This window comes from Kribbella sp. NPDC104740 (assembly GCF_055583505.1).
On the sequence record NZ_JBVJNV010000001.1, the window covers coordinates 1,919,358 to 1,941,569 of the forward strand.

21 protein-coding genes are annotated in these 22,212 nt (G+C 69.0%); 11 read left to right on the top strand and 10 right to left on the bottom strand.

Going from position 1 to position 22,212, the window contains the following annotated elements; all coding sequences use genetic code 11:
* Positions 1-156: 156 nt before the first annotated feature.
* The gene (locus tag ACZ6Z4_RS08990; RefSeq protein ID WP_363676317.1) at positions 157-441 is read right to left on the bottom strand and encodes a hypothetical protein; all 285 of its coding nucleotides are present in this window, start codon (positions 439-441) and stop codon (positions 157-159) included.
* A 246-nt stretch (positions 442-687) separates the two neighbouring features.
* Here ACZ6Z4_RS08990 and ACZ6Z4_RS08995 point away from each other — a divergent pair, with 246 nt between their 5' ends.
* The 6 genes from ACZ6Z4_RS08995 to ACZ6Z4_RS09020 all read left to right on the top strand — a co-directional run bounded on the left by ACZ6Z4_RS08995 (position 688) and on the right by ACZ6Z4_RS09020 (position 9,178).
* Positions 688-2,424, top strand: coding sequence for a thiamine pyrophosphate-binding protein (locus tag ACZ6Z4_RS08995; protein ID WP_465560165.1), 1,737 nt, complete (start codon positions 688-690; stop codon positions 2,422-2,424).
* 60 nt (positions 2,425-2,484) lie between these two features.
* A complete protein-coding gene (gene frc / locus ACZ6Z4_RS09000) occupies positions 2,485-3,711 on the top strand; it encodes a formyl-CoA transferase (RefSeq protein ID WP_363676315.1) in 1,227 nt (408 codons plus the stop codon).
* A 41-nt stretch (positions 3,712-3,752) separates the two neighbouring features.
* Positions 3,753-5,897 (top strand): acetate--CoA ligase family protein, encoded by a 2,145-nt coding sequence (locus ACZ6Z4_RS09005; protein WP_465560170.1) that lies wholly within the window; start codon positions 3,753-3,755, stop codon positions 5,895-5,897.
* A 109-nt stretch (positions 5,898-6,006) separates the two neighbouring features.
* A complete protein-coding gene (locus ACZ6Z4_RS09010; RefSeq protein WP_465560173.1) occupies positions 6,007-7,506 on the top strand; it encodes an Nramp family divalent metal transporter in 1,500 nt (499 codons plus the stop codon).
* Between the two features lies 1 nt (position 7,507).
* The gene (locus ACZ6Z4_RS09015; protein WP_465560176.1) at positions 7,508-8,059 is read left to right on the top strand and encodes a hypothetical protein; all 552 of its coding nucleotides are present in this window, start codon (positions 7,508-7,510) and stop codon (positions 8,057-8,059) included.
* 123 nt (positions 8,060-8,182) lie between these two features.
* On the top strand, positions 8,183-9,178 hold the full coding sequence (locus ACZ6Z4_RS09020; protein ID WP_465560179.1) for a TerC family protein: 996 nt from the start codon (positions 8,183-8,185) through the stop codon (positions 9,176-9,178).
* Between the two features lie 49 nt (positions 9,179-9,227).
* Here the strand turns inward: ACZ6Z4_RS09020 and ACZ6Z4_RS09025 are convergent, their stop codons facing one another.
* From ACZ6Z4_RS09025 to ACZ6Z4_RS09045, 5 genes are all read right to left on the bottom strand, one after another.
* Entirely contained in the window at positions 9,228-9,989 is a 762-nt protein-coding gene (locus tag ACZ6Z4_RS09025) for a GntR family transcriptional regulator (protein WP_465560182.1), read from the bottom strand.
* A gap of 238 nt (positions 9,990-10,227) precedes the next feature.
* Complete coding sequence (locus ACZ6Z4_RS09030) at positions 10,228-10,392, bottom strand: hypothetical protein (RefSeq protein WP_363676309.1); 165 nt, start codon at positions 10,390-10,392, stop codon at positions 10,228-10,230.
* A gap of 183 nt (positions 10,393-10,575) precedes the next feature.
* Positions 10,576-11,736, bottom strand: a complete 1,161-nt coding sequence (locus ACZ6Z4_RS09035) for an NAD-dependent formate dehydrogenase (RefSeq protein WP_465560185.1) — start codon at positions 11,734-11,736, stop codon at positions 10,576-10,578.
* Between the two features lie 102 nt (positions 11,737-11,838).
* Positions 11,839-12,792 (bottom strand): LysR family transcriptional regulator, encoded by a 954-nt coding sequence (locus ACZ6Z4_RS09040; protein WP_465560187.1) that lies wholly within the window; start codon positions 12,790-12,792, stop codon positions 11,839-11,841.
* Positions 12,793-12,883: 91 nt separating this feature from the next.
* Positions 12,884-13,597, bottom strand: coding sequence for an alpha/beta hydrolase (locus ACZ6Z4_RS09045; protein WP_465560189.1), 714 nt, complete (start codon positions 13,595-13,597; stop codon positions 12,884-12,886).
* Positions 13,598-13,676: 79 nt separating this feature from the next.
* On the opposite strand from ACZ6Z4_RS09045, the gene ACZ6Z4_RS09050 reads away from it, so the two are divergent.
* Together ACZ6Z4_RS09050 and ACZ6Z4_RS09055 are read left to right on the top strand one after the other, a co-directional pair.
* Positions 13,677-14,288, top strand: a complete 612-nt coding sequence (locus ACZ6Z4_RS09050) for a TetR/AcrR family transcriptional regulator (protein WP_465560192.1) — start codon at positions 13,677-13,679, stop codon at positions 14,286-14,288.
* Between the two features lie 76 nt (positions 14,289-14,364).
* On the top strand, positions 14,365-15,138 hold the full coding sequence (locus tag ACZ6Z4_RS09055) for an alpha/beta fold hydrolase (protein WP_465560195.1): 774 nt from the start codon (positions 14,365-14,367) through the stop codon (positions 15,136-15,138).
* On the opposite strand, the gene ACZ6Z4_RS09060 is transcribed toward ACZ6Z4_RS09055, so the two are convergent.
* Complete coding sequence (locus ACZ6Z4_RS09060) at positions 15,139-15,522, bottom strand: winged helix-turn-helix transcriptional regulator (RefSeq protein ID WP_465560198.1); 384 nt, start codon at positions 15,520-15,522, stop codon at positions 15,139-15,141.
* Between the two features lie 85 nt (positions 15,523-15,607).
* On the opposite strand from ACZ6Z4_RS09060, the gene ACZ6Z4_RS09065 reads away from it, so the two are divergent.
* Both ACZ6Z4_RS09065 and ACZ6Z4_RS09070 read left to right on the top strand, forming a co-directional pair.
* Positions 15,608-15,997, top strand: a complete 390-nt coding sequence (locus ACZ6Z4_RS09065) for a nuclear transport factor 2 family protein (protein ID WP_465560201.1) — start codon at positions 15,608-15,610, stop codon at positions 15,995-15,997.
* Positions 15,998-16,191: 194 nt separating this feature from the next.
* Positions 16,192-17,538: a hypothetical protein gene (locus ACZ6Z4_RS09070; protein ID WP_465560211.1), complete on the top strand. Its 1,347-nt coding sequence runs from the start codon at positions 16,192-16,194 to the stop codon at positions 17,536-17,538.
* On the opposite strand, the gene ACZ6Z4_RS09075 is transcribed toward ACZ6Z4_RS09070, so the two are convergent.
* On the bottom strand, positions 17,524-18,213 hold the full coding sequence (locus ACZ6Z4_RS09075; protein ID WP_465560218.1) for a winged helix-turn-helix transcriptional regulator: 690 nt from the start codon (positions 18,211-18,213) through the stop codon (positions 17,524-17,526). The genes ACZ6Z4_RS09070 and ACZ6Z4_RS09075 overlap by 15 nt on opposite strands.
* Positions 18,214-18,324: 111 nt before the next feature.
* Between ACZ6Z4_RS09075 and ACZ6Z4_RS09080 the strand changes: the two genes are divergently transcribed.
* Entirely contained in the window at positions 18,325-19,179 is an 855-nt protein-coding gene (locus tag ACZ6Z4_RS09080) for a class I SAM-dependent methyltransferase (RefSeq protein WP_465560221.1), read from the top strand.
* 33 nt (positions 19,180-19,212) lie between these two features.
* Here the strand turns inward: ACZ6Z4_RS09080 and ACZ6Z4_RS09085 are convergent, their stop codons facing one another.
* A complete protein-coding gene (locus ACZ6Z4_RS09085; protein WP_363676300.1) occupies positions 19,213-19,440 on the bottom strand; it encodes a hypothetical protein in 228 nt (75 codons plus the stop codon).
* Positions 19,441-19,522: 82 nt separating this feature from the next.
* On the bottom strand, positions 19,523-21,985 hold the full coding sequence (locus ACZ6Z4_RS09090; protein ID WP_465560226.1) for an L-tyrosine/L-tryptophan isonitrile synthase family protein: 2,463 nt from the start codon (positions 21,983-21,985) through the stop codon (positions 19,523-19,525).
* Positions 21,986-22,212: the final 227 nt, after the last annotated feature.

Below are 22,212 nucleotides of genomic sequence, written 5' to 3' on the forward strand. Positions count from 1 at the left end.
TTCCCCCTTCCTACCCCTACAAAATCCCGCCAACCCCTCCCCCCGGCCTTCCGTCCCCCCAGCCCCTTCCTGGGAGTCTTTTGTGCCCCCCCCCCGCGCCCCCCCCCACGACGTACGGCTCAAGCGGCTCCTGCGACAGTGCCTGTCGCTGGCCTCCTAGGGCGCCCTGCGCCCCGGCGCGCCCAGGCCCTCGTGGTCGACGTCGCCGGCGCCCCACAGGCCGTGGTCGCGGTCGTCGTCCGGGATGACCATCAGCTCCTGGCGGCGCGGCGCGCGGACCTGCTCCTCGAGGCGGCGCAGGTCGGCCGTGCAGCGGGCGACGTCGTCCATCAGGCGCAGGACGTCGAGGTGCGGGCCGAGCCGGCTGCGCAGCCCGGCCACCGCCTGGTCGAGGGCCTGCAACGCCTGCCGGGTCCGGTCGAGTTCGTCGTGAATGCTCATCGCAGCTCCCCTGAATTCGCGGTTGTCACCCCGTGCCTAGTGACAAGAATACGGGATACTGCATACAGTCGTCCCAACAAGTTTCTGCTGGGTGTCGAGGCCTGGACAACGGGTTCGGCGGTGCGATATGACTACGACTACACCATACGGTATGCAATCTACCGAACCATATGAATCCCAGGCAGTGTGGCCCCGTCCCAGCGGGCACAGCCCAGCCGGGCAGAGACCGGACCCTTCCACGAGGAGATGACTGCACAGATGGCCCAAACAGTGTCCGAATCGAACGCGGTCGCGAACCCGACCGACCCGGAGCCGAAGACCGCCACGATCTCTGGCGGGCACCTGGTGGCCAAGGCCCTCAAGGCCGAGGGGATCGACGTGATCTTCACCCTCTGCGGCGGTCACATCATCGACATCTACGACGGCTGCGTGGACGAGGGCATCGCCGTCGTCGACGTCCGGCACGAGCAGGTCGCCGCGCACGCGGCCGACGGCTACGCCCGGATGACCGGTAAGCCCGGCTGCGCCGTGGTCACCGCCGGCCCCGGTACGACGGACGCCGTCACCGGTGTCGCGAACGCGTTCCGCGCGGAGAGCCCGATGCTGCTGATCGGCGGCCAGGGCGCGCTGAACCAGCACAAGATGGGGTCCCTGCAGGACCTGCCGCACGTCGACATGATGACCCCGATCACCAAGTTCGCCGCGACGGTGCCGCACACCGCCCGGGTGGCCGACATGGTGTCGATGGCCTTCCGCGAGTGCTACAACGGCGCCCCCGGCCCGTCGTTCCTGGAGATCCCCCGCGACATCCTGGACAACTCGGTACCGGTGGAGTCCGCGACCGTCCCCGAGGCCGGCCGCTACCGCGGCTCCACGAAGTCCATCGGTGACCCGGCCGCCGTCGAGGCGCTGGCCGACCTGCTGGCCCGGGCCGAGAAGCCGGTCGTGCTGCTCGGCACCCAGGTCTGGACCTCGCGCGGCAGCGACGCGGCGATCGAGTTCGTCCGCAAGAACAACGTGCCGGCCTTCATGAACGGCTCGGCCCGTGGCACCCTGCCCCCGGGCGACCCGCACCACTTCCACCTGTCGCGCCGCTACGGCTTCAACAACGCCGACCTGATCCTGATCGTCGGTACGCCGTTCGACTTCCGGATGGGCTACGGCCGCCGGCTGCCCAAGGGCGCGACCGTGGTCCAGATCGACATGGACTACCGCACCGTCGGCAAGAACCGCGACATCGACCTCGGTCTGGTCGGCGACCCGGGCGCGATCCTGGCCGCCGTCACCCAGGCCGCCTCGGGCCGGGTCCAGAAGGCCGGTGACCGCAAGGCGTGGTTCAACGAGCTGCGCGCCGAGGAGGACGCGGCGTACCAGAAGCGGCTGCCCAAGCAGCTGTCGGACGCGAACCCGATCCACCCGCTGCGGCTGGCCCACGAGATCAACGAGTTCCTCACCGAGGACTCGATCTACATCGGCGACGGCGGCGACATCGTCACCTTCTCCGGCGGCGTCGTCCAGCCCAAGTCGCCCGGCCACTGGATGGACCCGGGCCCGCTCGGCACCATCGGCGTCGGCATCCCGTTCGTGATGGCCGCGAAGTACGCCCGCCCGGACAAGGAGGTCGTCGCGCTGTTCGGTGACGGCGCCTTCTCGCTGACCGGCTGGGACTTCGAGACGCTGGTCCGGTTCAAGCTCCCGTTCGTCGGGGTGGTCGGCAACAACTCCTCGATGAACCAGATCCGCTACGGCCAGGAGGCCAAGTACGGCCACGACCGCGGCCGGATCGGCAACACCCTCGGCGACGTGAAGTACGACGAGTTCGCCAAGATGCTCGGCGGCTACGGCGAGGAGGTCCGTGACCCCAAGGACATCGGGCCGGCCATGCAGCGGGCCCGCGAGTCGGGGCTGCCGTCGCTGATCAACGTGTGGGTCGACCCGGACGCGTACGCGCCCGGAACCATGAACCAGACCATGTACAAGTAGCGATCCCCGGGCGGCGGTCCGTTCCCTGGCGGACCGCCGCCCCAGTACTGGAGGACCACTATGGGTAAGGCCCTTGAAGGTGTCCGCGTACTCGACATGACCCACGTGCAGTCCGGACCGTCCTGCACACAGCTCCTCGCCTGGCTCGGCGCCGACGTGGTCAAGCTCGAAGCGCCGACCGGTGACATCACCCGCCAGCAGCTGCGCGACCTGCCGGACGTCGACAGCCTCTACTTCACGATGCTGAACTGCAACAAGCGCAGCATCACCCTGAACATGAAGTCCGAGCGCGGCAAGGAGATCTTCACCGACCTGGTGAAGAACTCCGACGTCCTGGTCGAGAACTTCGCCCCCGGCGCGATCGACCGGATGGGTTTCACCTGGGACCGGCTGCAGCTGATCAACCCCGCCCTGGTCTACGCCTCGATCAAGGGCTTCGGCCCCGGCCGTTACGAGGACTTCAAGGCCTACGAGGTGGTCGCCCAGGCGATGGGCGGCGCGATGAGCACCACCGGGTACGAGGACGGCCCGCCGACCGCCACCGGAGCCCAGATCGGTGACTCCGGCACCGGCATCCACCTGGTCGCCGGCATCCTGGCCGCGCTGTACCAGCGCACCAACACCGGCAAGGGCCAGCGGGTCAGCGTGGCGATGCAGGAAGCCGTGCTGAACCTGACCCGGGTGAAGCTGCGCGACCAGCAGCGGCTGGCCCACGGCCCGCTGCGCGAGTACCCGAACGACAACTTCGGCGACGAGGTGCCGCGCTCGGGCAACGCCTCCGGCGGCGGCCAGCCCGGCTGGGCGGTCAAGACCGCGCCCGGCGGCCCGAACGACTACATCTACGTGATCGTCCAGCCGCCCGGCTGGGCCCCGATCGCGAACCTGATCGGCAAGCCGGAACTGGCCGACGACCCGGACTGGGCGACGCCCGCGGCCCGGCTCGACAAGCTCGACAAGATGTTCGCGCTGATCGAGCAGTGGACCGAGCAGCACACCAAGTTCGAGGTGATGGACAAGCTGAACGCGCTGAACGTGCCGTGCGGCCCGATCCTGTCCACCAAGGAACTGATCGAGGACGAGACGCTGGCCGAGCTCGGCGCCGTCGTCGAGGTCAAGCACCCGACCCGCGGCAGCTTCAAGACCGTCGGCTGCCCGATCAAGCTGTCCGACTCGCCGGTCCAGGTGGAGACCTCACCCGGTCTCGGTGAGCACAACTCCGTGATCTACGGCGGACTCGGCATCGACACCGCCGAGCTGGAAGAGCTCAAGGCCGCCGGCGTCGTCTGAGAGTACGACCCCACCACCCCGCTTCTGAGGAGCTTCAGGCAATGACATATGACAAGGCAGCTGTCCAGTCCATCCTCGACCAGGCTCTGGCGGAAGGCCGCACCTCGCTGAGCGCACCCGAGGCCAAACTGGTCGCGGACGCGTACGGCATCCCGACCCCGGGAGAGGGCCTGGCCACGACTGCCGAGGGGGCCGCGGGTCTCGCGGCCGAGATCGGGTTCCCGGTCGTCCTGAAGATCGTCTCGCCCGACATCCTGCACAAGACCGAGGCGGGCGGCGTGGTGGTCGGCGTCGACAGCGCCGAGGCCGCCAAGGCGGCGTACGACAAGATCGTCGCCAACGCCAAGGCCTACGACGCCGGCGCGTCGATCACCGGCGTGCAGGTGCAGAAGATGCTGGTCACCGGCGGTGACGTGCAGGAGGTCATCGTCGGTGCGGTCACCGACCAGACGTTCGGCAAGATCGTCGCCTTCGGCCTCGGCGGTGTCCTGGTCGAGGTGCTCAAGGACGTCACCTTCCGGCTGGCGCCGACCTCGCCCGACGAGGCCCGCTCGATGATCGAGGGGATCGGCGCGCACGAGATGCTGAACGGCGTCCGTGGCTCCAAGCCGGTGGACAAGGAGGCGATCGCGCAGATCATCACCCGGCTGTCCGACCTGGTCGAGGACTTCCCGCAGTTCGCCGAGGTGGACCTGAACCCGGTGCTGGCCGGGCCGGACGGGGCCACGGCGGTGGACTTCCGGATCATCGTGGACGCCGAGGCCGGCAAGCCGGTCGAGCGCTACACCCAGGAACAGATCCAGACCGCGATGACCCGGATCATGAAGCCCCGGGCGGTCGCCGTGATCGGCGCCTCGAACGAGGACGGCAAGATCGGCAACTCGGTGATGAAGAACCTGGTCAACGGCGGCTACCAGGGCGAGATCTACCCGATCAACCCCAAGGGCGGCGAGGTGCTCGGGCTGAAGGCGTTCCCGAGCATCACCGACGTGCCCGGTGACGTCGACGTCGCGGTCTTCGCGGTGCCGGCCAAGTTCGTCGGCGGCGCGCTCGAGCAGTGCGGCCAGAAGGGGGTCGCGGGCGCGATCCTGATCCCGTCCGGGTTCGCCGAGACCGGTGAGCAGGAGCTCCAGGACGAGGTCGTCGCGATCGCCAAGAAGCACAACGTGCGGATCCTCGGGCCGAACATCTACGGCTACTACTACCTGCCGGAGAACCTCTGCGCGACGTTCTGCACGCCGTACGACGTGAAGGGCAGCGTGGCGCTGTCGTCGCAGTCCGGCGGCATCGGGATGGCGATCCTGGGCTTCAGCCGGTCCAGCCGGATGGGTGTCTCGGCGATCGTCGGCGTCGGCAACAAGGCCGACATCGACGAGGACGACCTGCTCACCTTCTTCGAGTCCGACGACAACACCAACCTGATCGCCATGCATCTGGAGGACCTCAAGGACGGCCGGGCCTTCGCCGAGACCGCCGCCCGGGTCTCCAAGAAGAAGCCGGTCGTGGTGCTGAAGGCCGGCCGCACCGACATGGGTGCCCGGGCCGCGAGCTCGCACACCGGCGCGCTGGCCGGCAACGACAAGGTCTACGACGACATCCTGCGGCAGAGCGGCGTGGTCCGCGCCCCGGGCCTGAACGAGATGCTTCAGTACGCCCGGGGCATCCCGCTGCTGCCGACGCCGAAGGGCGAGAACGTCGTCATCATCACCGGGGCCGGCGGCTCGGGTGTGCTCCTGTCCGACGCCTGCGTCGACAACGGGCTGCAGCTGATGACGATGCCCGAGGACCTGGACGCGGCGTTCAAGAAGTTCATCCCGCCGTTCGGGGCCTCCGGCAACCCGGTGGACATCACCGGTGGCGAGCCGCCGTCGACGTACCGCAACACGGTCGCGCTGGGCCTCCAGGACGAGCGGATCCACGCCCTGATCCTGGGCTACTGGCACACCATCGTCACCCCGCCGATGGTCTTCGCCAAGCTGGTCGCCGAGGTCGTCGAGGAGTACCGGGCCAAGGGCATCGACAAGCCGGTCGTCGCCTCGCTGTCCGGTGACGTCGAGGTCGAGGAAGCCAGCCAGTACCTGTTCGAGCACGGCGTGGTCGCCTACCCCTACACCACCGAGACGCCGGTCCAGGTGCTCGGTGCCAAGTACCGGTGGGCCCGGAACGCGGGTCCGCTGGGTTCCTGAGAAGGCACGTTCTGACGGAGTAGAAAGCCGGTGATGCGTCTGGGCCGGGGGGCAGTGCACGGGGGAGCGTAAAGTCTCGTCAAGCTGGCGTCGATATAAGGAGTCCGCCTTGGACGTCACAAGCAAGACCTCAGAAGTACCCGAAGAGCCGGCCGCGTCATCGGCCACCGAGCGGGTCTGGCGCGCGGGCAGGCTCGAACCGATGCCGATCCGGCCGTTGCCGGAGGCACCGCCTTCCCTGCACATCCTCGGTCCGACCGTCTTCCTGGTCGCGCTGGGCGTCGGCATGGGTGAGTCCTACATGTGGCCCCGGCTCGTCCTGGTGTTCGGTCCGGACATCCGGTGGCTGTTCCTGGTGGGTGTCACCCTGCAGGCGTTCGTGCTGCTGGAGATGGCCCGGTACGCGATGGCGACCGGTGAGTCGATCTTCTTCGGCGCGGCCCGGATCTTCAAACCGATGATGTGGTTCTTCTACGTCGCGGCGATCCTGATCTACATGTGGCCCGGCCACCTGTCGGCCGGAGCGTCCGCGTTCGAGGAAGTGAGCGGCATACCCTGGCAGGCGACAGCCTGCGTGGCCCTGGTCTTCGTGGGTGTGCTGTTCAGCCTGCTGTCGGTGATCTACAACTTCCTGGAGAAGCTGCTCGGCTTCCTGATCGGCCTGCTGGTCGTCGGGACGTCGGTGATCGCGGCGATCGTCGGCCAGTGGAGCGATCTGGCCAACACCATCCAGGGCATGTTCGCCTTCGGCTACTTCCCCGACAAGGCCCTGTCGGCCGCGTGGTTCCCGATCGTGGTCGGTTCGATCGCCTTCGCCGGGCCGTCCGGTATGCAGCAGATGTGGTACACGCTGCAGCTGCGTGACTCCGGTGCCGCGATGGGGTCGCACATCCCGAAGATCCGTGGTCTGCGTGCCTCCGGTGAGGCCGAGGCGATGCCGTCGCGGGGCTTCATGTTCGACACCGAGGACCCCGAGGAGATGAAGAAGTGGAAGGGGTGGCGCAAGTGGGTCACCTTCGACGCTCTGCTGCTCTTCTGGGGCATCACGATGCTGGTCACGATCTCGTTCACGGTGCTCGCGCTGTCGGCGGCCCGGGAGAACCCGAACGTGGCGAGCCTGATCGAGGGCGGCGACCGGGAAGCCGCGCTGAAGGCGATGTCGGACGCGTTCGCGTCGGCCGGCAGCCCGTTCCTGGGCTCGCTGTTCTTCGGCTTCATCGCGCTGATCGGCCTGAACGCGACCCTGGGTCTGTTCGACTCGTTCAGCCGCGGTCAGGCGGACATGACGTACTACTTCATCCCCGGTGCCAAGCGGTTCTCGATGTCGAGGATCTACTTCGGGTTCCTGTGGGGCGTTATCGTCTTCGGCATCCTGATCCTGCTCTTCGGGCCGGCCGACGGACCCGCCGGGATCCTCGACGTCCTGGCGTTCCTGTCCACCTTCGCGATGGGTGCCTACTGCATCGTGTTGCTCCTGGTGAACAACAAGTTGCTGCCCAAACCGATCCGGCCCGGGCCGCTGCGCAACGTCATCATCGGGTTCGGTGCGGTCTTCTACCTCGGCATGCTGTTCTACAGCCTGATCCGCTTCGGCGTGGTACTGGACTGACATGACCACCGAGACGAAGGTCCATCAACTCGTGGAGTTCACGTTCCCGGCCTCCGTGGTCGGGATCGCGGCCGGCCTGATCGCCGCGCTGCTCGGCGGCTTCGCCGGTCAGCCGTTCGGATGGGCCGTCGTCACCGGTCTCGGCCTGGGGATCCCGCTCGTCGTTCTCGGCATCGGGTACTCCTCGCTGGTCGCGCTCGGCAAGGCGCCGGCCGGGGTGTTCGCCCCGGCCGCCGCCTACTGGGCGATCGGGTTCCCGCTGGCGCTGATGGCGCACGCCATCACGACCGAGTGGGTGGTCACCGGTGCGCCGGGGCTGCCCGACCAGCCGCTGCAGTTCCTGGCCTTCCGGGCGCTGCTCAGCATGGGGTTCGCGATCGGTTTCCTCTGGATGCACGAACAGGTCGGCCGGCACTGGTGGCCGCGGATCATGGAGCACAACGTGTACGCCCAGCGGACGGTGGAGCAGTACGTCCACCTGGCCGAGTCCATGGAGGCCCGCAAGCAGGCCGCCGCCCGGAACCGCAAGAAGAGAAAGGCCCGTACCGCCTAGCACCACCGTCCCACCCTGTTCCCGCATCACAACGCCGCCCGCGACTGCCCTGCCAGCCGCGGGCGGTGGCGTACCCGGCCCTGCCCGCCGGGTGTGCTCGAGCACCGTGGAGGAGTGTTTGTCATGAACGTTTCGCTGTCGGCGTGGATCATCACCATCGCCGCCCTGCTGGCCCTGCTGGTGCTGGACTTCCTGATCGTGGCCAGGAAGCCGCACGAACCGTCCCTGCGCGAGGCGACCCTGTGGGTGTCCTTCTACGTCGGCATCGCGCTGCTGTTCGGTGTCGGCCTGACCATCGCCGCCGGCGGTGAGTCCGGCGGGGAGTTCTTCGCCGGGTGGCTCACCGAGTACTCGCTGTCGGTCGACAACCTGTTCGTCTTCATCATCATCATGGGCAAGTTCGCGGTGCCCCGGCAGTACCAGCAGAAGGTGCTGCTGGTCGGGGTCGCGCTGGCGCTGGTGATGCGCGGGATCTTCATCGCCGTCGGCGCGGAGGCGATCTCGCACTTCAACTGGGTCTTCTACATCTTCGGCGCGTTCCTGCTCTACACCGCGTGGAAGCTGGCGACGTCGCACGACGACGAGGACGAGTTCAAGGAGAACGTCGTCCTGACCAAGGTCCGCAAGGTGATGCCGACCACCGAGGAGTACCACCAGGCCAAGCTGACCACCCGGATCGACGGGAAGCGGTTCGCGACGCCGATGCTGATCGTGATGATCGCGATCGGGACCACCGACCTGCTGTTCGCGCTGGACTCGATCCCGGCCATCTTCGGGCTGACGCAGGAGCCGTACCTGGTCTTCACCGCCAACGCGTTCGCGTTGATGGGTCTGCGGCAGCTGTTCTTCCTGATCGGCGGGCTGCTCGATCGGCTGGTCTACCTGTCGTACGGGTTGTCGGTGGTGCTCGGGTTCATCGGTGTGAAGCTGATCCTCGAGGCGCTGCACCACAGCGGGGTGCACTGGGCGCCGGAGATCCCGATCGTGGTGTCGCTGTCGATCATCCTCGGCACGCTGGTGGTGACGGCGGTGCTGTCGCTGGTCAAGTCGTCGCGCGACGAGAAGGCGAAGGCGGCGGAGGAGAAGAAGACCGAGGAAGAAGTTGCTGCGGTCGACTGACAGCAAGAACCCCGGTGGAGCGTTGCTCCACCGGGGTTCTGGTGTTCGTTCAGTCCGCCGTACGGCGTCTGCGGGTGGCCGGCTTCTTCTCCGGGGCGGGCTGGATCGGGGCGCCGCCGCCGGACTGGAGCTCGTGGTACGCCGTGCGCGTGTGCTCGGTGTGCTCGCGCATGATCTGGGCGGCCTTGTCCTCGTCGGCCTCGCTGATCGCCTTCACCAGGCGGGCGTGCTCGCGCCAGGAGGCGGCGCCACGGACCGGGGCGACCGGCGTGTAGTACCAGCGGACCCGGCGGTCGACCTGGCCGGCGAAGTCGACCAGGAAGCGGTTGCCGGACATCTCGGTGATCATCGAGTGCAGCTCGCCGTTGGTGCGGACCGCGCCGTCGATGTCACCGGACTCCTGGAACGCCGTACCGACCTTGCAGAGCTCCTTGAGCTGCGCGACGGCCTCCTTGGTGGCGTGCCGGGCGGCGAGCCGCGCGGACTCCGACTCCAGCGCCGCACGGGCGGCCAGCAGCTGGTCGACCTCGTCCTCGGCGGGGACGTGCACCATCGCGCCGAACCCGGGCCGCAGGTCGACCCAGCCCTCGTTGTTCAGCCGCTGCAGGGCCTCCCGGACGGGCTGACGGGACACGCCGAGCATGCCGGCCAGCTCGACCTCGACGAGGTGCCGGCCGCGCTCCAGGGTGCCGTCGATGATCATCTCGGTGAGGGCCTCGTAGACCGACTCGCGCAGCGGGGTCGGCCGCTTCACGTGCCGTACGCCGGGGGAGTCGGCCGAGGAGTCCGGGCCCGCGCTGATTGTGGTCATGAGGTCCTTCCCGAAAAACGTAATGGCACTTGGTAGACAGTCTACCAAGTGCCAGGTCTGTTGCCGATGCTCTTCGTTGAGCAATCAGTCTTTTCTCTTCTCGGGCCGGACCTTCGTCCTGCTCCCGGTGCTCCGGATCCATGGATCGCGTCCCGCGGGGAGTCCGCCGCCGCGGTCGGTGTCCAGGTGCCGGCCAGTGCCGGTCATCCGTGTCCGGAGCACCGTTTCGGGTGTTGGTTCAGGCCGCGGTGGTCTCGCGCACAGGCTGCTTGCGCTCGTCGTCGCGCCGGGTCTCGCCGGCCCGGTGAAGCTCGACGTCGAGGTTCAGTTCCTGCTGCAGCTCCGGGGAATCCGGGAACTGCCGGCGGGCCGCCAGAGCGCCGAACCTACGGGTGAAGATCATTTCTTCCTCTCCAGTCGTTGTGCTTAATACTGCCTACTGCATACATTCAACCAGGCGTACCAGGCGGTTATGCCCACGTCTCACGTGATCCCGGTTACAGGCCCGGTACCCACGCGGGAACCGGGCCTGTCACGCGGCGTGACGTCGGTCACGACTCGGTGGCAACGCTTCCGCTCCGTAGCGTCACGACTTCGCGGAGTAGGAGTGCGCACCCGTTCCGGCCAGCCGGCCGCCGTCGACGATCAGGTACTCGTCGCGGATCGGCGTCTGCGCGAACCACGACTCGAGGATCTCCCGGGTGCCGGCGGCGTACCGGGTCTGCGCCGACAGCGACGAGCCGGAGATGTGCGGCGTCATGCCGTGGTGCGGCATCGTCCGCCACGGGTGGTCGGCCGGGGCCGGCTGCGGGTACCAGACGTCACCGGCGTACCCGGCGAGCTGTCCGCTCTCCAGAGCGCGCACGATCGCGTCCGGGTCGGTGATCCGGGCGCGGGCGGTGTTCACCAGGTACGCGCCGCGCTTCATGGTGGCCAGCAGCTTGTCGTCGAACAGGCCCTCGGTCTCGGGGTGCAGCGGCGCGTTGATGGTGACCACGTCGCAGTGCGGGACCATGCTCTGCGCGTCGGGGTGGAAGGTCAGGTTCAGCTCGCGCTCGACCGACTCCGGCAGGCGGTGCCGGTCGGTGTAGTGCAGCTTCATGTCGAACGGCGCGAGCCGGCGCAGTACGGCCAGCCCGATCCGGCCGGCCGCGACCGTCCCGACGTGCATGCCCTCGACGTCGTACGAGCGGGAGACGCAGTCGGCGATGTTCCAGCCGCCGTCCACGACCACCTGGTACGACGGGATGTAGTTGCGGACCAGACCGAGGATCATCATCACCACGTGCTCGGCGACGCTGATGCTGTTGGAGTAGGTGACCTCGGCAACGGTCACGCCGTGCTCGATCGCCGCGTCCAGGTCGACGTGGTCGGAGCCGATGCCGGCGGTGATCGCCAGCTTCAGCTTCGGCGCCTTCGCGATCCGCTCCGCGGTCAGGTACGCCGGCCAGAACGGCTGCGAGATCACGATGTCGGTGTCCGGCAGCTCCCGGTCCAGGACCGAGTCGTCGCCCTCCTTGGAGGAGGTGACGACCAGCGTGTGGCCCTGGCTCTCCAGGAAGTGCCGCAGCCCGAGTTCCCCGGACACGCTGCCGAGCAGCGCGCCGGGCTGGAAGTCGATCGCCTTCGGGTTCGGCGCGGTCTGACCGCCGGGGTAGGACGCGATGACCGGTACGTCGTCGCGCGCGTACGCCGTCGGGTAGCCGCCGGTCGGGTCGTCGTACAGCACGCAGAGGACCTTCGCCATGGTGAGCAACTCCTTGTTCTGAAGGGGTTTCGTCCCCTTCAGCCTGGTGGCTGGAGTGCTGCCAGGTCCAAGACTTGCTCGCTATCGGTGGATAGCAGACGGCTATCCGGCCAGCTCCGAGGAATAGCCGGAACCCATCAGGTGAACGTCCAGCAGCTCGTCCAGAGCGGTGTGTACGCCGGCCTGCCGCGCGACGTCGAGCAGGGCCCGGGCGAGCACCGGCTCGGGGCTGCGGGCGGCGATCACCAGACCGACGCGCGGCCCGTGCGCGGGACTCTTCAGCGGCACCACGCGCATCCCGTCCGGTACGCCGAACATGTGCAGCCAGGCGTGTGAGATGACCGTCGACCAGTGGTTGCCGTGCAGGTGGCTGTACAGGCCCGACACGGTGTCGCTCTCGATCGCCGGCTCGGCGCTGACGCCGTCGTCGGTGAAGTAGCCGTTCATGATCCGGCGGTTGCGCATCTGCGGCGAGAGCAGGCACAGCGGCTGCTCGGCGACCTGCGCCCAGGTCGCGACCGGGAGGTTGGCCAGGTCGCTGTCCTGTGGCGTGAGCAGCAGGTAGCGCTCCTCGTACAGGGGTGTCTTGCGGACGCTGCCGAGGGTGTCGTCGTCGAGGTAGGTCATCGCGACGTCGAGCTCGAAACCGGCCAGCTTCTGGGTGATGTCGCGCGACGACAGCGACTCCAGCGTCACCCGGGCCTGGTCGTGGCGTTCGCAGAACGGGGTGGTCAGCAACGACACGACCGGCATCGCGGTCGGGATCGCGCCGAGCCGCAACGTGCCGGTCAGACCGCCGCGCATCACCGACAGCTCGTGGCGCAGCGCGTCGCGTTCGGCGAGGATGCGCTGCGCCCAGAGCAGCACCCGTTCGCCCTCGGGGGTCAGGCCCTCGAAGCGGCGGCCGCGGCGCACGATCGGGACGTCGAGCTCCTGCTCGAGCTTGCGGATCGCCGCCGACAGCGACGGCTGGGAGACGTAGCAGGCGTCGGCGGCGCGGGCGAAGTGCCGCTCCCGGGCGAGGGCGACGAGGTACTCGAGCTGGCGGAGCAACATGGGATCAGCCTCGTTCCGGCCGGACTGAATACCGATTGCTTGTATACATAATCCAGTATTACACGCCGCCTTCCCCGCCCGGAAGGGTTCGTCACCACCCTGCGTCGGCGGTGTCCTTCAGTTCGGTGACCACGATGGCGGCGAGCTCGGCCGGCTGCGACAGGAACGGCGAGTGCGCGCTCTGGATCGGGATCACCCGGTCGCTGCGCTCGCTGAAGAGCCGGAAGCGTTCGGGGTGGACGTCCTTCTCGGCGTGGATGTAGGTGCTGGGAACGCTGCGCCAGGCGGCCTGGGTGAGGAACTGGTTCATCGCGGCGACCGACTGCGGGCCGAGCGTGGCCGCGGCGGCCGCCGCCTTGCCGGGCTCGACGTCGGGGTAGAAGACGTGCTCGGCGTCGAGGATCTCGTAGAACCCGAACTCGGCGTACTTCGGTCCCCAGAACGGCGGGCGCTCGCCGCCGAGGCTGCTGAGCACCGATTCGCCGACGTCGAGCTGGAAGGCGCACAGGTAGACGATCCGGCGCAGGTTGGGCAGGCCGACGAGACCTTGGCTGGTCGGCGCGCCGCCGTAGGAGTGCGCCATCACGACGACCGGGCCGTCGACGGCTTCGACGGCCGCGCGGATGGTGGCGGCGTCGTCGTACAGGTCGCCGAGCTGGGTCGGGTTCGCCGGCGCGCTGGACGGGAGCTGGACGGTGCGGATGTCGAGGTCCGGCGGGAGGTGCTCGATCAGCTCGTTCCACATGTTGGTGCGATGCCAGGCGCCGTTGACGAGGACGAGGGTGGGCAGGTCGGACTTGGGCACAGGGATCTCCGGGGTTAGAAAGAACGATCGGTCGTTCTAAGTCCCGAAATAGTACGCACGGTCGTGCTATCTTTCCAAAGTGGCAGAGCAGCGGGCGCGCAAGGCGCGGGTGGACGGGGAGCGGAGCCGGCAGGCGATCGTCGCGGCGGCGGCCGGGCTGGCCACCGTGGAAGGTCTTGACGGGCTGTCGATCGGTGGCCTCGCCGATCACGTCGGGATGAGCAAGAGCGGGGTGTACGCGCACTTCGGCTCGAAGCTGGAGCTGCAGCTGGCCGCGATCGAGGCCGCGAACGCGGTCTTCGCCGCCGAGGTGGTCGAGCCGGCGATGGTGTTGCCGGCGCCGCTGGCGCGGCTGCGGGCGTTGTGCGAGAACTTTCTCGACCACGTCGGGCGTGAGGTCTTTCCCGGTGGGTGCTTCTTCGCGTCCGCGGTCGCCGAGATGGGGGCCCGGACGGGGACGGTCGCGGACGTGGTCGCCGAGGCGCAGCTGGAGTGGATGGCGGTGCTGACCGGCCAGATCGTCGAGGCGCAGGCCGACGGGTCGCTGGACTCGTCGCTCGATCCCGGGCAGCTGGCGTTCGAGCTCGAGTCCGCGCTGTACCTGGCCAACTCGTTGTTCGTGCTCCACCGCCGGGCTGACGTGCTGGATCGGGCGCGACGGTCGGTGGCGGGGCTGCTCGGCGAGAAGTGACCTGGATCACACACTCGGGTGGTCTGTCGGGTGCCCGGCCGTTCGACGCAGGGGTAGTCGAACGAAAGGCAAGCTCATGGACAAGGTCATCTCCGCCGACGGCACCGAGATCGCGTACGACGTGGTCGGCTCGGGCCCCGGGCTCGTGCTGGTCGCCGGTGCGCTCACCGCGCGCTCGTACTACGGGCCGCGGGTCGAGGCGCTCGCCGAGTGGTTCACGGTGATCAGCTACGACCGGCGCGGCCGCGGGGACTCCGGCGACCAGACGGCGTACGCCGTCGAGCGGGAGGTCGAGGACCTGGAGGCGGTTCGGGCCGCCACGCGGGCGTCGTACGGGTATGCGGACTCGTCAGGGGTGATGGTGCTGCTGCGGGCGGCCGCTGCTGGGTCGGCGTTCGACAAGCTGGCGATCATGGAGCCGCCGTTCCGGGTGGAGGGCGCGCCGGCGGCGCCGGAGCGGTACCTGGAGCGGCTGCAGGAGTACGTCGCGGCTGGTGACCCGGGTGGTGCGCTGGAGCTGTTCATGGTGGAGGCGGTCGGGCAGCCGAAGGACCAGGTCGACGGGATGAAGGCGTCGCCGTACTGGCCGGCGCTGGAAGCCATCGCGCCGACGCTGGTGTACGACGCGCTGCAGCTCGGGGACAGTGCGGTGCCGGTCGAGCTGCTGGGTGCTGTGGAGCAGCCGACGCTGGCGCTGCACAGTACGGCGAGCCCGGAGTGGTTGCAGCGGGCTGTGGGTGCTGCTGCGGCTGCTATGCCGGACAGTCGGGTGGAGGCGCTGGAGGGCAGCTTTCACGAGGTGCCGCCGGAGGTGCTCGCTCCGGCGCTCGTGAAGCACTTCCTGGGCTAGCTAGCGGTCGTCGTACGCGTCGCGGGCAGCCAGGACCTCGGGGATGTGCTGCTCGGCCCAGCGGACCAGGATGCTGACCGGCTCGATCAGCGTGCGGCCGAGCGGGGTCAGCTCGTACTCGACCCGCGGCGGGATCTCGGCGTACGCCGTACGGGTCAGCATGCCGTCGCGCTCGAGATCGCGCAGCGTCTCGGTGAGGACCTTGCCGCTGATGCCCTCGAGCGCGGTGCGCAGGTCGCCGAAGCGCAACGGGCCGTCGGCGAGCACGGTGACGACCATCGCGGTCCACTTGTTGGCGATCCGGGCCAGCGAGCTGCGCGAGGGGCAGGTTTTCGACAGCACGCTCCAGTCGCGGCCGGGCGGTGGTTCGTACTTCGTGGTCATGATCCCCATTGGTTACGTTGAGGTTATTGGTCACTAATCGTAAGTATTGGAGGCGACCGCAGCAACCCAGCAGAGGGAGAGCACGATGAGCGACGCCGTGAAGGTCGTCCAGGAGTACTTCGACGCACTGGCCGCCAAGGACTTCGCCAAGGTCGGGAGCTACCTGGCCGACGGGATCGTCTGGCACCAGCCGGGCGCCAACCAGCTGTCCGGCGACCAGCACGGCGCCGACGCAGTGAACGCGATGATCGGCCGGATGATGGAGATCAGCCAGGGCAGCTTCGAGCTGGCGCTGACCGCGCCGCCGATGGGCAACGGCGACCTGGTGGCGGCGAAGATCCACTTCAGCGCGCGGCGTGAGGGCGCGGTGCTCGACCAGGACGGCGTCGACCTGCTGAAGGTCACGGACGGGCAGATCGTCGAGGCCTGGCTGTTCTCCGCCGACCAGCCGGCCGAGGACGTTTTCTGGGGCTGACCACCCCTCGTGCACCACTGCAAATCCCAGCGCGAGCCAAGGCTCCCGTCCCCTCCTCCGATCCGGGCAGCCAAGGCTCGCGCCCCGCACCACGCCGCGCGAGTCACCCGTCTGCGAAAATCGTCCGAACTTTCCCCCGATGCGGCGCGTCCAAAGGCTCCCGACCCGTTCGCGCTCACCAGGGAGGTCCCCGGATGCGACCCGAGCGCTTCCGTGCCGTCGGATCGCCGCCGGACCCGGGCCGGGCCGGCACCCTCGCCGAGCTGGTCGAGGCGTTGCGGGCGCTCAAGGTGTGGGCCGGCGACCCGTCGTACGAGGTGATCACGACGCGGATCAACGCCGCCTGGCAGGCCGCGGGGAAGCCGGCCGGTGAGCTGGCTCGTCGGACGACGGTCGCCGACTGCTTCCGTGAGGGACGCCGGCGGGTGAACACCGAGCTGGTCGCCGCCATCGTCCGCGCGTTGCACCCGGATCCCGGCGCGATGGCGCACTGGCGGCAGGCGCTGCGGGTGATCAGTGGTGAGGTCGAGGCCGCGGCGCAGGTCCGGGTGCAGGACGAGCTGCCGGGGCAGCTGGTCGAGTTCACCGGCCGTACGGCGGAGCTGGAGCAGCTGGCGAAGCTGCTGACCAGTCCAGGGGCGGTGGCGATCGTTGGGATGGCAGGGGTCGGCAAGAGCCAGCTGGCGACTCAGGCCGGGCACCTGCTGCGCGGGACGGTCGAGCGGGTGCTGTTCGTCAACCTGCGCGGCTTCCACGAGAGTCAACCGCCAGCTGAGGCGGGCGCTGTGCTCGACGGCTTCCTGCGGCTGCTCGGCGTACCGGGTCACAAGGTGCCGTACGGGCTCGCTGAGCGGGCTGCGCTCTACCGGGAGCGGCTGCAGGACCGCAGCACGCTGGTGATCCTCGACAACGCGGCTGACGCGCTGCAGGTCGAGGACCTGCTCTCCAGCAGCCCGACGCTGGTGACCAGCAGGCTCGACCTGGAGTTCGAGCGGACGCTGAGGATCGACAGCTTCAGTACGGCGGAAGCAGCGGAGTACCTGGCGGTGGCTGTGCCCGGTGTCGAGGTGGGGTTGGCAGCAGACGCAGCTGAGCGGATCGCTCGTCGCTGCGGACACCTGCCGCTGGCGCTCGGACTGGTCGCTGGGCACATGCGGACGATGACGGGCTGGACGCTGACCGACCACGCGGACCGGCTGGACGAGCGGCACGGCGAGCGGCGGCTCGACCCGGAGGTGGTGCTGGCGATCGACCTGTCGTACCAGCGATTGCCGGAGGCGCTGCAGCGATTGCTGCGGTTGCTGGCGCTGCACCCGGCGGCGTCGTTCGACGTGAACGAGGCTGCGGCTCTGGGGGATTTGGATCCGGCTTCAGCGGAGGCGGCGCTGGGGGAGTTGCGGCGGCATCACCTGGTTGAGGGACGGTATCGCTTGCACAGCCTGGTGCTGGCGTACGCGCAGCTCCGAGCCGCTGACCTCGACCCGCCGCGGCTGCGACGGGCGGCTCTGGACCGGCTCTCGGCCGGCCTACAGGGTTTGTAGATCAGCCCTGGCCCGTACGGCGGGAGCGAACGGGCTCCACAGGAACCAGGTCGGCAGAGCGCGCAGCAGCCGAGGCGGCCCGGTCACGACGACGCTGCCCTCGGCGGTCGCCTGCGCCAGCGTGACGATGCCGGAGAAGACGCGCATCAGGGCGACCGGCTCGGTGGTGACGACGACGTCGGAAGTGAAGCCGGGGTGCTCGGTGCAGACCGACGCCTCGCGCTGGTCGAGGACCAGCCAGATCCGGGTCGGGTCGTCGCCGCGGTAGTCGAACTCGATGTTCACCCGCTGACCCGGCAGCTCGTGCTCGTCGATCCGGCGCGACATCCACCAGGTCAGCGTGACCGGGTCGACCTCGCGCGGCTCGGGCTCGGTGAACATCCAGCGCACCGCCCACTCGCCGATCGCCATGATCACCGTCTCCAGGTCGCGGCCGGCCGGCGTGAGCTGGTACTCGTGACCGCGGGCGACCGGGACGCGGTCGAGCACGCCCTTGCGCTCCAGGTGTTCGAGGCGCTGCTTGAGCAGCGTCCGGGAGATGCCGGGCAGGCCGCGGTCGATGTCGTTGAACCGGCGGCTGCCGAGGACGAGCTCGCGCACGATCAGTGGCATCCACCGGTCGGCGAGCACAGCGCTGGCCAGTGCCACCGGGCAGTACTGGGCGTACTCGCGCATGCCTCATTGTGCTCCCGGTCCAGCCTTTGTACCACCGAGGTCCAGAACCTGTACTAGGAGCGCCGGGCGGTTGCTGATGGGCTGGAAGCCTCATCCAGCAAGGGGGACATCATGACCGTCGCATTCGACCCGGACGTGTTCAAGCGGACCACGCGGGCCCAGTGGGAGGACGCCGCCGAGGCGTGGCACCGGTGGGGGCCGGCCATCGAGGACTGGCTCGGCGCGGCCACCACGACCATGCTGCAGGCGGCCGGTATCGACGCAGGGGATCAGGTGCTCGACGTCGCGGCAGGCGCGGGCGGGCAGACGCTGGCCGCAGCGCGGCTCGTCGGCGCTGATGGCCGGGTCCTGGCGACCGACATCTCACCGGCGATTCTCTCGTACGCCGCTGTGGTGGCGGCCGAGGCCGGCGTACGGGTGGAGACGCTCGAAGCGGACGGCGAGGACCTGTCGGCGCTCGCGGAAGGCAGCTTCGACGCGGCGATCTCGCGGGTCGGGCTGATCTACTTCCCGGACCAGCAGGCGGCGCTGCGCGGTATCCACCGGGCGCTGCGCCCCGGCGGGCAGCTGTCCGCGATCGTCTACTCCACGCCGGACCGCAACGGCTTCTTCTCGATCCCGGTCGGCATCATCCGCCGCCGGGCCGAGCTCCCGCCGCCGCTGCCCGGCCAGCCCGGACCGTTCAGCCTCGGCGGACCAGGGGTCGCCGAGCAGGCGTTCACCCAGGCAGGGTTCCGCGACGTCACGGTCGCGACGGTCGACTCACCGGTCCGGATGGCCACGGCCGCGGACTGCGTGCGCTTCGAGCGCGAGTCCTTCGGGGCGCTGCACCAGATGCTGTCCCGCCTCGACGAGACGGGGCGGGACGCCGCATGGCAGGAGATCACCGAGCAGCTCGCGCAGTTCGAGACCGCGGCCGGGTTCGTCGGCCCGTGCGAGATGCTCGTGGTCACCGGGACCCGCTGACGCCGGCCTTCGCGCGAAGGCCGGCGAGCAGGTTCAGAGCGTGTGCAGCTTGTCGAACGGGGCCATCACCCGCATGAGCTTGCCGCCACCGAGGTCGACGATCACCGCGTGGGTGCCCTCGACCGCGCTGATACGGCCCAGCCCTTCCTTGTCGTGGGACACCCGATCGCCTTCTTCGAAGGTCTTGATCGGCTTCGGTTCCCGGGGCTTGAACGGACTCGTGGGCAGGTGACGACGCGTCGTCGCGCGAGAAGGCTCCATCAGACCTCAAGTATGCGCCCAATCCCCGGCCTGCGTCTCGCCCGGGCGTGGGAACGCTTTGGTCTCGGATGGAGCCCGGTCTTCACCGTCGGCGGAGGCGTATCCGGTCCTGGAACGTCGGGATCAAGCGGTTGGGGCCGGGGAGGGCGAGCGGCTCGGTCATGGTGATCGGGGCCATGAACCACGGCTGTTCGTCGCCGAGCAGTGGTGAGTACACCGGCACGAATCCCTGGTCGCGCAGGTGGACCACGAAGTCGGTCGAGATGTGTCCGCGGGGGTCGACAGCGGCTGTGCCCTGCCAGGGCGGTACCGCGGAGCCGCCGAGCCCGGCGAATCCGCACCGGTCCGGCACCGAGGTGCTCAGCGTGAGCCGGACGCGTGGCCAGAACATCTGGTCGTACCCGAGGTCGTGATCGGCGCGGGTGACCGCGACGTACCGCAGTGCGGTGTCCCAGGCGGCCCGCAGGACCACTCGGCGGGCTTGCGCCACGTCTGGTGGTACGGCGCTGCCGACGTTGTAGAGGTCTGCGTGGATGATGGCGTCCCAGTCGCCGGTTCCGGTGCCGGTGGGCGTCGGCACCGAGTGGACCAGTGATCGGAAGATCTCCGGTAGGGCGAGTCCCGGCGGATGCGGTCCGGCCGGATCGAGGTCAGCCGACTGGATGAGCGCGCCGGCGGGGTCCACGGTGACGTCGAGGTCACGGTAGGCATCGGCCAGCTTGGCATGGTGTGCGGCGAGAACTTCGGACCGGAACCGGACGGCATCGCGGCCGAACTGCTCGGCCGCGGCCTCGTCGATGTCTCGCAGCTCGATCTCCTCGGCCCCGACGAGGTCGACGTAGTCGGAGACCTTCCGCAGATACTCGGCGGTGGCTGTGCGGGATCGGAGCCGGAAGTGGTTGCCGTCGGTGAGGACGGTGATCCGGAGCCCGGGCGGGTAGACGGCGGCCACCGCCGCGGCGAGTTCGCGGAACCGTACGAGCAGACCGAGTTCGGCGAGGTCGGGCAGAGTGCCGAGAGCCTTGAGGCGGCTGTCCGCTTGTTTGATGGGAAAGGCGGGAAGCACCATCTGGATCGGTTCACCGCGTTCGATGTACGGGAGCATGTCCCGCGCGGCGACCTCTGGTGGGTACGCGGCCCGCGCGCCGCGGCGGAACTGCTTGCGGGTCAGGACGTGGTGGACGAGCCGTAGCGCCGGGGCGTCCGGCAGCTGTCGCCGGGTGCGTTCAGCGGTTTCCGCCGCGTTGGCCAGCGCGTTGGTCACCAGGCGCTCGACCAGCGCGGTGGACGCGGCATGGTCGAGGCGGACGCCGTGCTCGGCGAGGAGGGGCCGGGCTCTGAGCTCGCCGAGCGGTAGGTCCGCGATCGACGTGGCGTGGGACAGGGCCGGTGAATGCGTCGGGTGTGGTATCCGTTCGAACGTCTGGATCGTGTCCAGGCGTTCGAGGTCGCTGCCAGTTACGTATCCCGGTGGGGTGACCGCGACGAGGTGCGCCTGTGGCAGTGCCTGCGCCAGTGCCTGGAGATTGTCGGCGAGGTCGTCGAAGACGGCTACGACGTCCACGTCGGACACCTTGGCGGCGTGCAAGGCCTTCAGCTCGGCCACTGGCCGGGTGCGGTCGTCGGGCATCATCAGCAGCCTTGGCCGCAGCAGGCCGCCACGGGCCAGCGCCGCCTCGGTCTGCGCTCGGACGCGTTCGCGCCGGCCGGTGTTGTAGACCACCGTGCCACCACGGTTCTCCACGTCGCGAACGAACCGCACCACACCTTCGGCCAGGTCGTCCCAGGTCAGGTTCGACCAGGGCCGATGGAAGGCCTGGAGGAACTGGACCCGCAGCGTGTCGAAGTCGACCGCCGGGTACGCCTGCCGTAGCCCGTTCAGGTCGAGGAACCGCGCCCAGTCGGGTGGATGGGTGTTGGGCAGCAGACTCAGGAGTTCCGGGTGGGCGAACTCGGGGATGCCGTGGGGTGCCCCAGGCCGGACGCCGCAGACCTGTTGGGCCGCGTGCCGGATACGGCGCCGTGGGTCCAGGACGACGAAATCGAGGTCCAGCATCACCGCCGGCCGCGGCAGCGTTGGATCCGACCTGCGCCGCCGGGCCTTCTTCTCGACGCTGTCGAGAACCTGCCGCAGGACGTTGTCCTGTGCCGATGCGACCGAGTGGATGTGATCGGCGAGTGGGTGGTCGCCGCGGAGGAGGCCGGCCGTGGCGGGGCGCAGGAAGCGCAGCTCGGCCCGGGCGAGCCGCCACACGTCGAGGTACGAATCGCCCGTGGCGGCCGGCGAACCGGCGACGAGATCCAGGCAGCCGGCGAGTCGGCGGGCCGCTTCGTCCACGTCTGTCGCGGTCCGGTTGGTGAACACGACGCGCCCGGTCGCGCGGCCTTGGCGGGAGACTTCCACCGCGACGCTCCGTGGGTCGGTGTCGAGGACCACACCGTGCCGATCGAGTGCCACCCGGAAGGCGGTCACCAAGGGCCGCACCACGCACTCGGCCAGTCGCGGACCGGCTGCACCGGCAAAGGTGTCAAGAGGCACCGTCACGGTGCCTTCCGGATACGACGGATGGGTCGGCCATGGCCCGTTCGGGCCGGCGACCGCCGCGTACAAGCGCAACAGGGGGTCACTCGACACCGCGGCAGGCAGTTCACCGTCAAGGTCCAGCACAGCCGCATTCAAACCGCCCAGGGGTGTCACGCCGGTGGCAATTGCGCTGCCGTTGAATAGTGGGGCCGATGGAACCGGTGGGTGGTTACATGTCGCCGGTGTAC

Bases quoted from the DNA above. Each gene is read 5' to 3' on its own strand.
- ACZ6Z4_RS08990 (WP_363676317.1), bottom strand. From the start codon at position 441: ATGAGCATTCACGACGAACTCGACCGGACCCGGCAGGCGTTGCAGGCC.
- ACZ6Z4_RS08995 (WP_465560165.1), top strand. From the start codon at position 688: ATGACTGCACAGATGGCCCAAACAGTGTCCGAATCGAACGCGGTCGCG.
- frc (WP_363676315.1), top strand. From the start codon at position 2,485: ATGGGTAAGGCCCTTGAAGGTGTCCGCGTACTCGACATGACCCACGTG.
- ACZ6Z4_RS09005 (WP_465560170.1), top strand. From the start codon at position 3,753: ATGACATATGACAAGGCAGCTGTCCAGTCCATCCTCGACCAGGCTCTG.
- ACZ6Z4_RS09015 (WP_465560176.1), top strand. From the start codon at position 7,508: ATGACCACCGAGACGAAGGTCCATCAACTCGTGGAGTTCACGTTCCCG.
- ACZ6Z4_RS09020 (WP_465560179.1), top strand. From the start codon at position 8,183: ATGAACGTTTCGCTGTCGGCGTGGATCATCACCATCGCCGCCCTGCTG.
- ACZ6Z4_RS09025 (WP_465560182.1), bottom strand. From the start codon at position 9,989: ATGACCACAATCAGCGCGGGCCCGGACTCCTCGGCCGACTCCCCCGGC.
- ACZ6Z4_RS09030 (WP_363676309.1), bottom strand. From the start codon at position 10,392: ATGATCTTCACCCGTAGGTTCGGCGCTCTGGCGGCCCGCCGGCAGTTC.
- ACZ6Z4_RS09035 (WP_465560185.1), bottom strand. From the start codon at position 11,736: ATGGCGAAGGTCCTCTGCGTGCTGTACGACGACCCGACCGGCGGCTAC.
- ACZ6Z4_RS09040 (WP_465560187.1), bottom strand. From the start codon at position 12,792: ATGTTGCTCCGCCAGCTCGAGTACCTCGTCGCCCTCGCCCGGGAGCGG.
- ACZ6Z4_RS09055 (WP_465560195.1), top strand. From the start codon at position 14,365: ATGGACAAGGTCATCTCCGCCGACGGCACCGAGATCGCGTACGACGTG.
- ACZ6Z4_RS09060 (WP_465560198.1), bottom strand. From the start codon at position 15,522: ATGACCACGAAGTACGAACCACCGCCCGGCCGCGACTGGAGCGTGCTG.
- ACZ6Z4_RS09065 (WP_465560201.1), top strand. From the start codon at position 15,608: ATGAGCGACGCCGTGAAGGTCGTCCAGGAGTACTTCGACGCACTGGCC.
- ACZ6Z4_RS09070 (WP_465560211.1), top strand. From the start codon at position 16,192: ATGCGACCCGAGCGCTTCCGTGCCGTCGGATCGCCGCCGGACCCGGGC.
- ACZ6Z4_RS09075 (WP_465560218.1), bottom strand. From the start codon at position 18,213: ATGCGCGAGTACGCCCAGTACTGCCCGGTGGCACTGGCCAGCGCTGTG.
- ACZ6Z4_RS09080 (WP_465560221.1), top strand. From the start codon at position 18,325: ATGACCGTCGCATTCGACCCGGACGTGTTCAAGCGGACCACGCGGGCC.
- ACZ6Z4_RS09085 (WP_363676300.1), bottom strand. From the start codon at position 19,440: ATGGAGCCTTCTCGCGCGACGACGCGTCGTCACCTGCCCACGAGTCCG.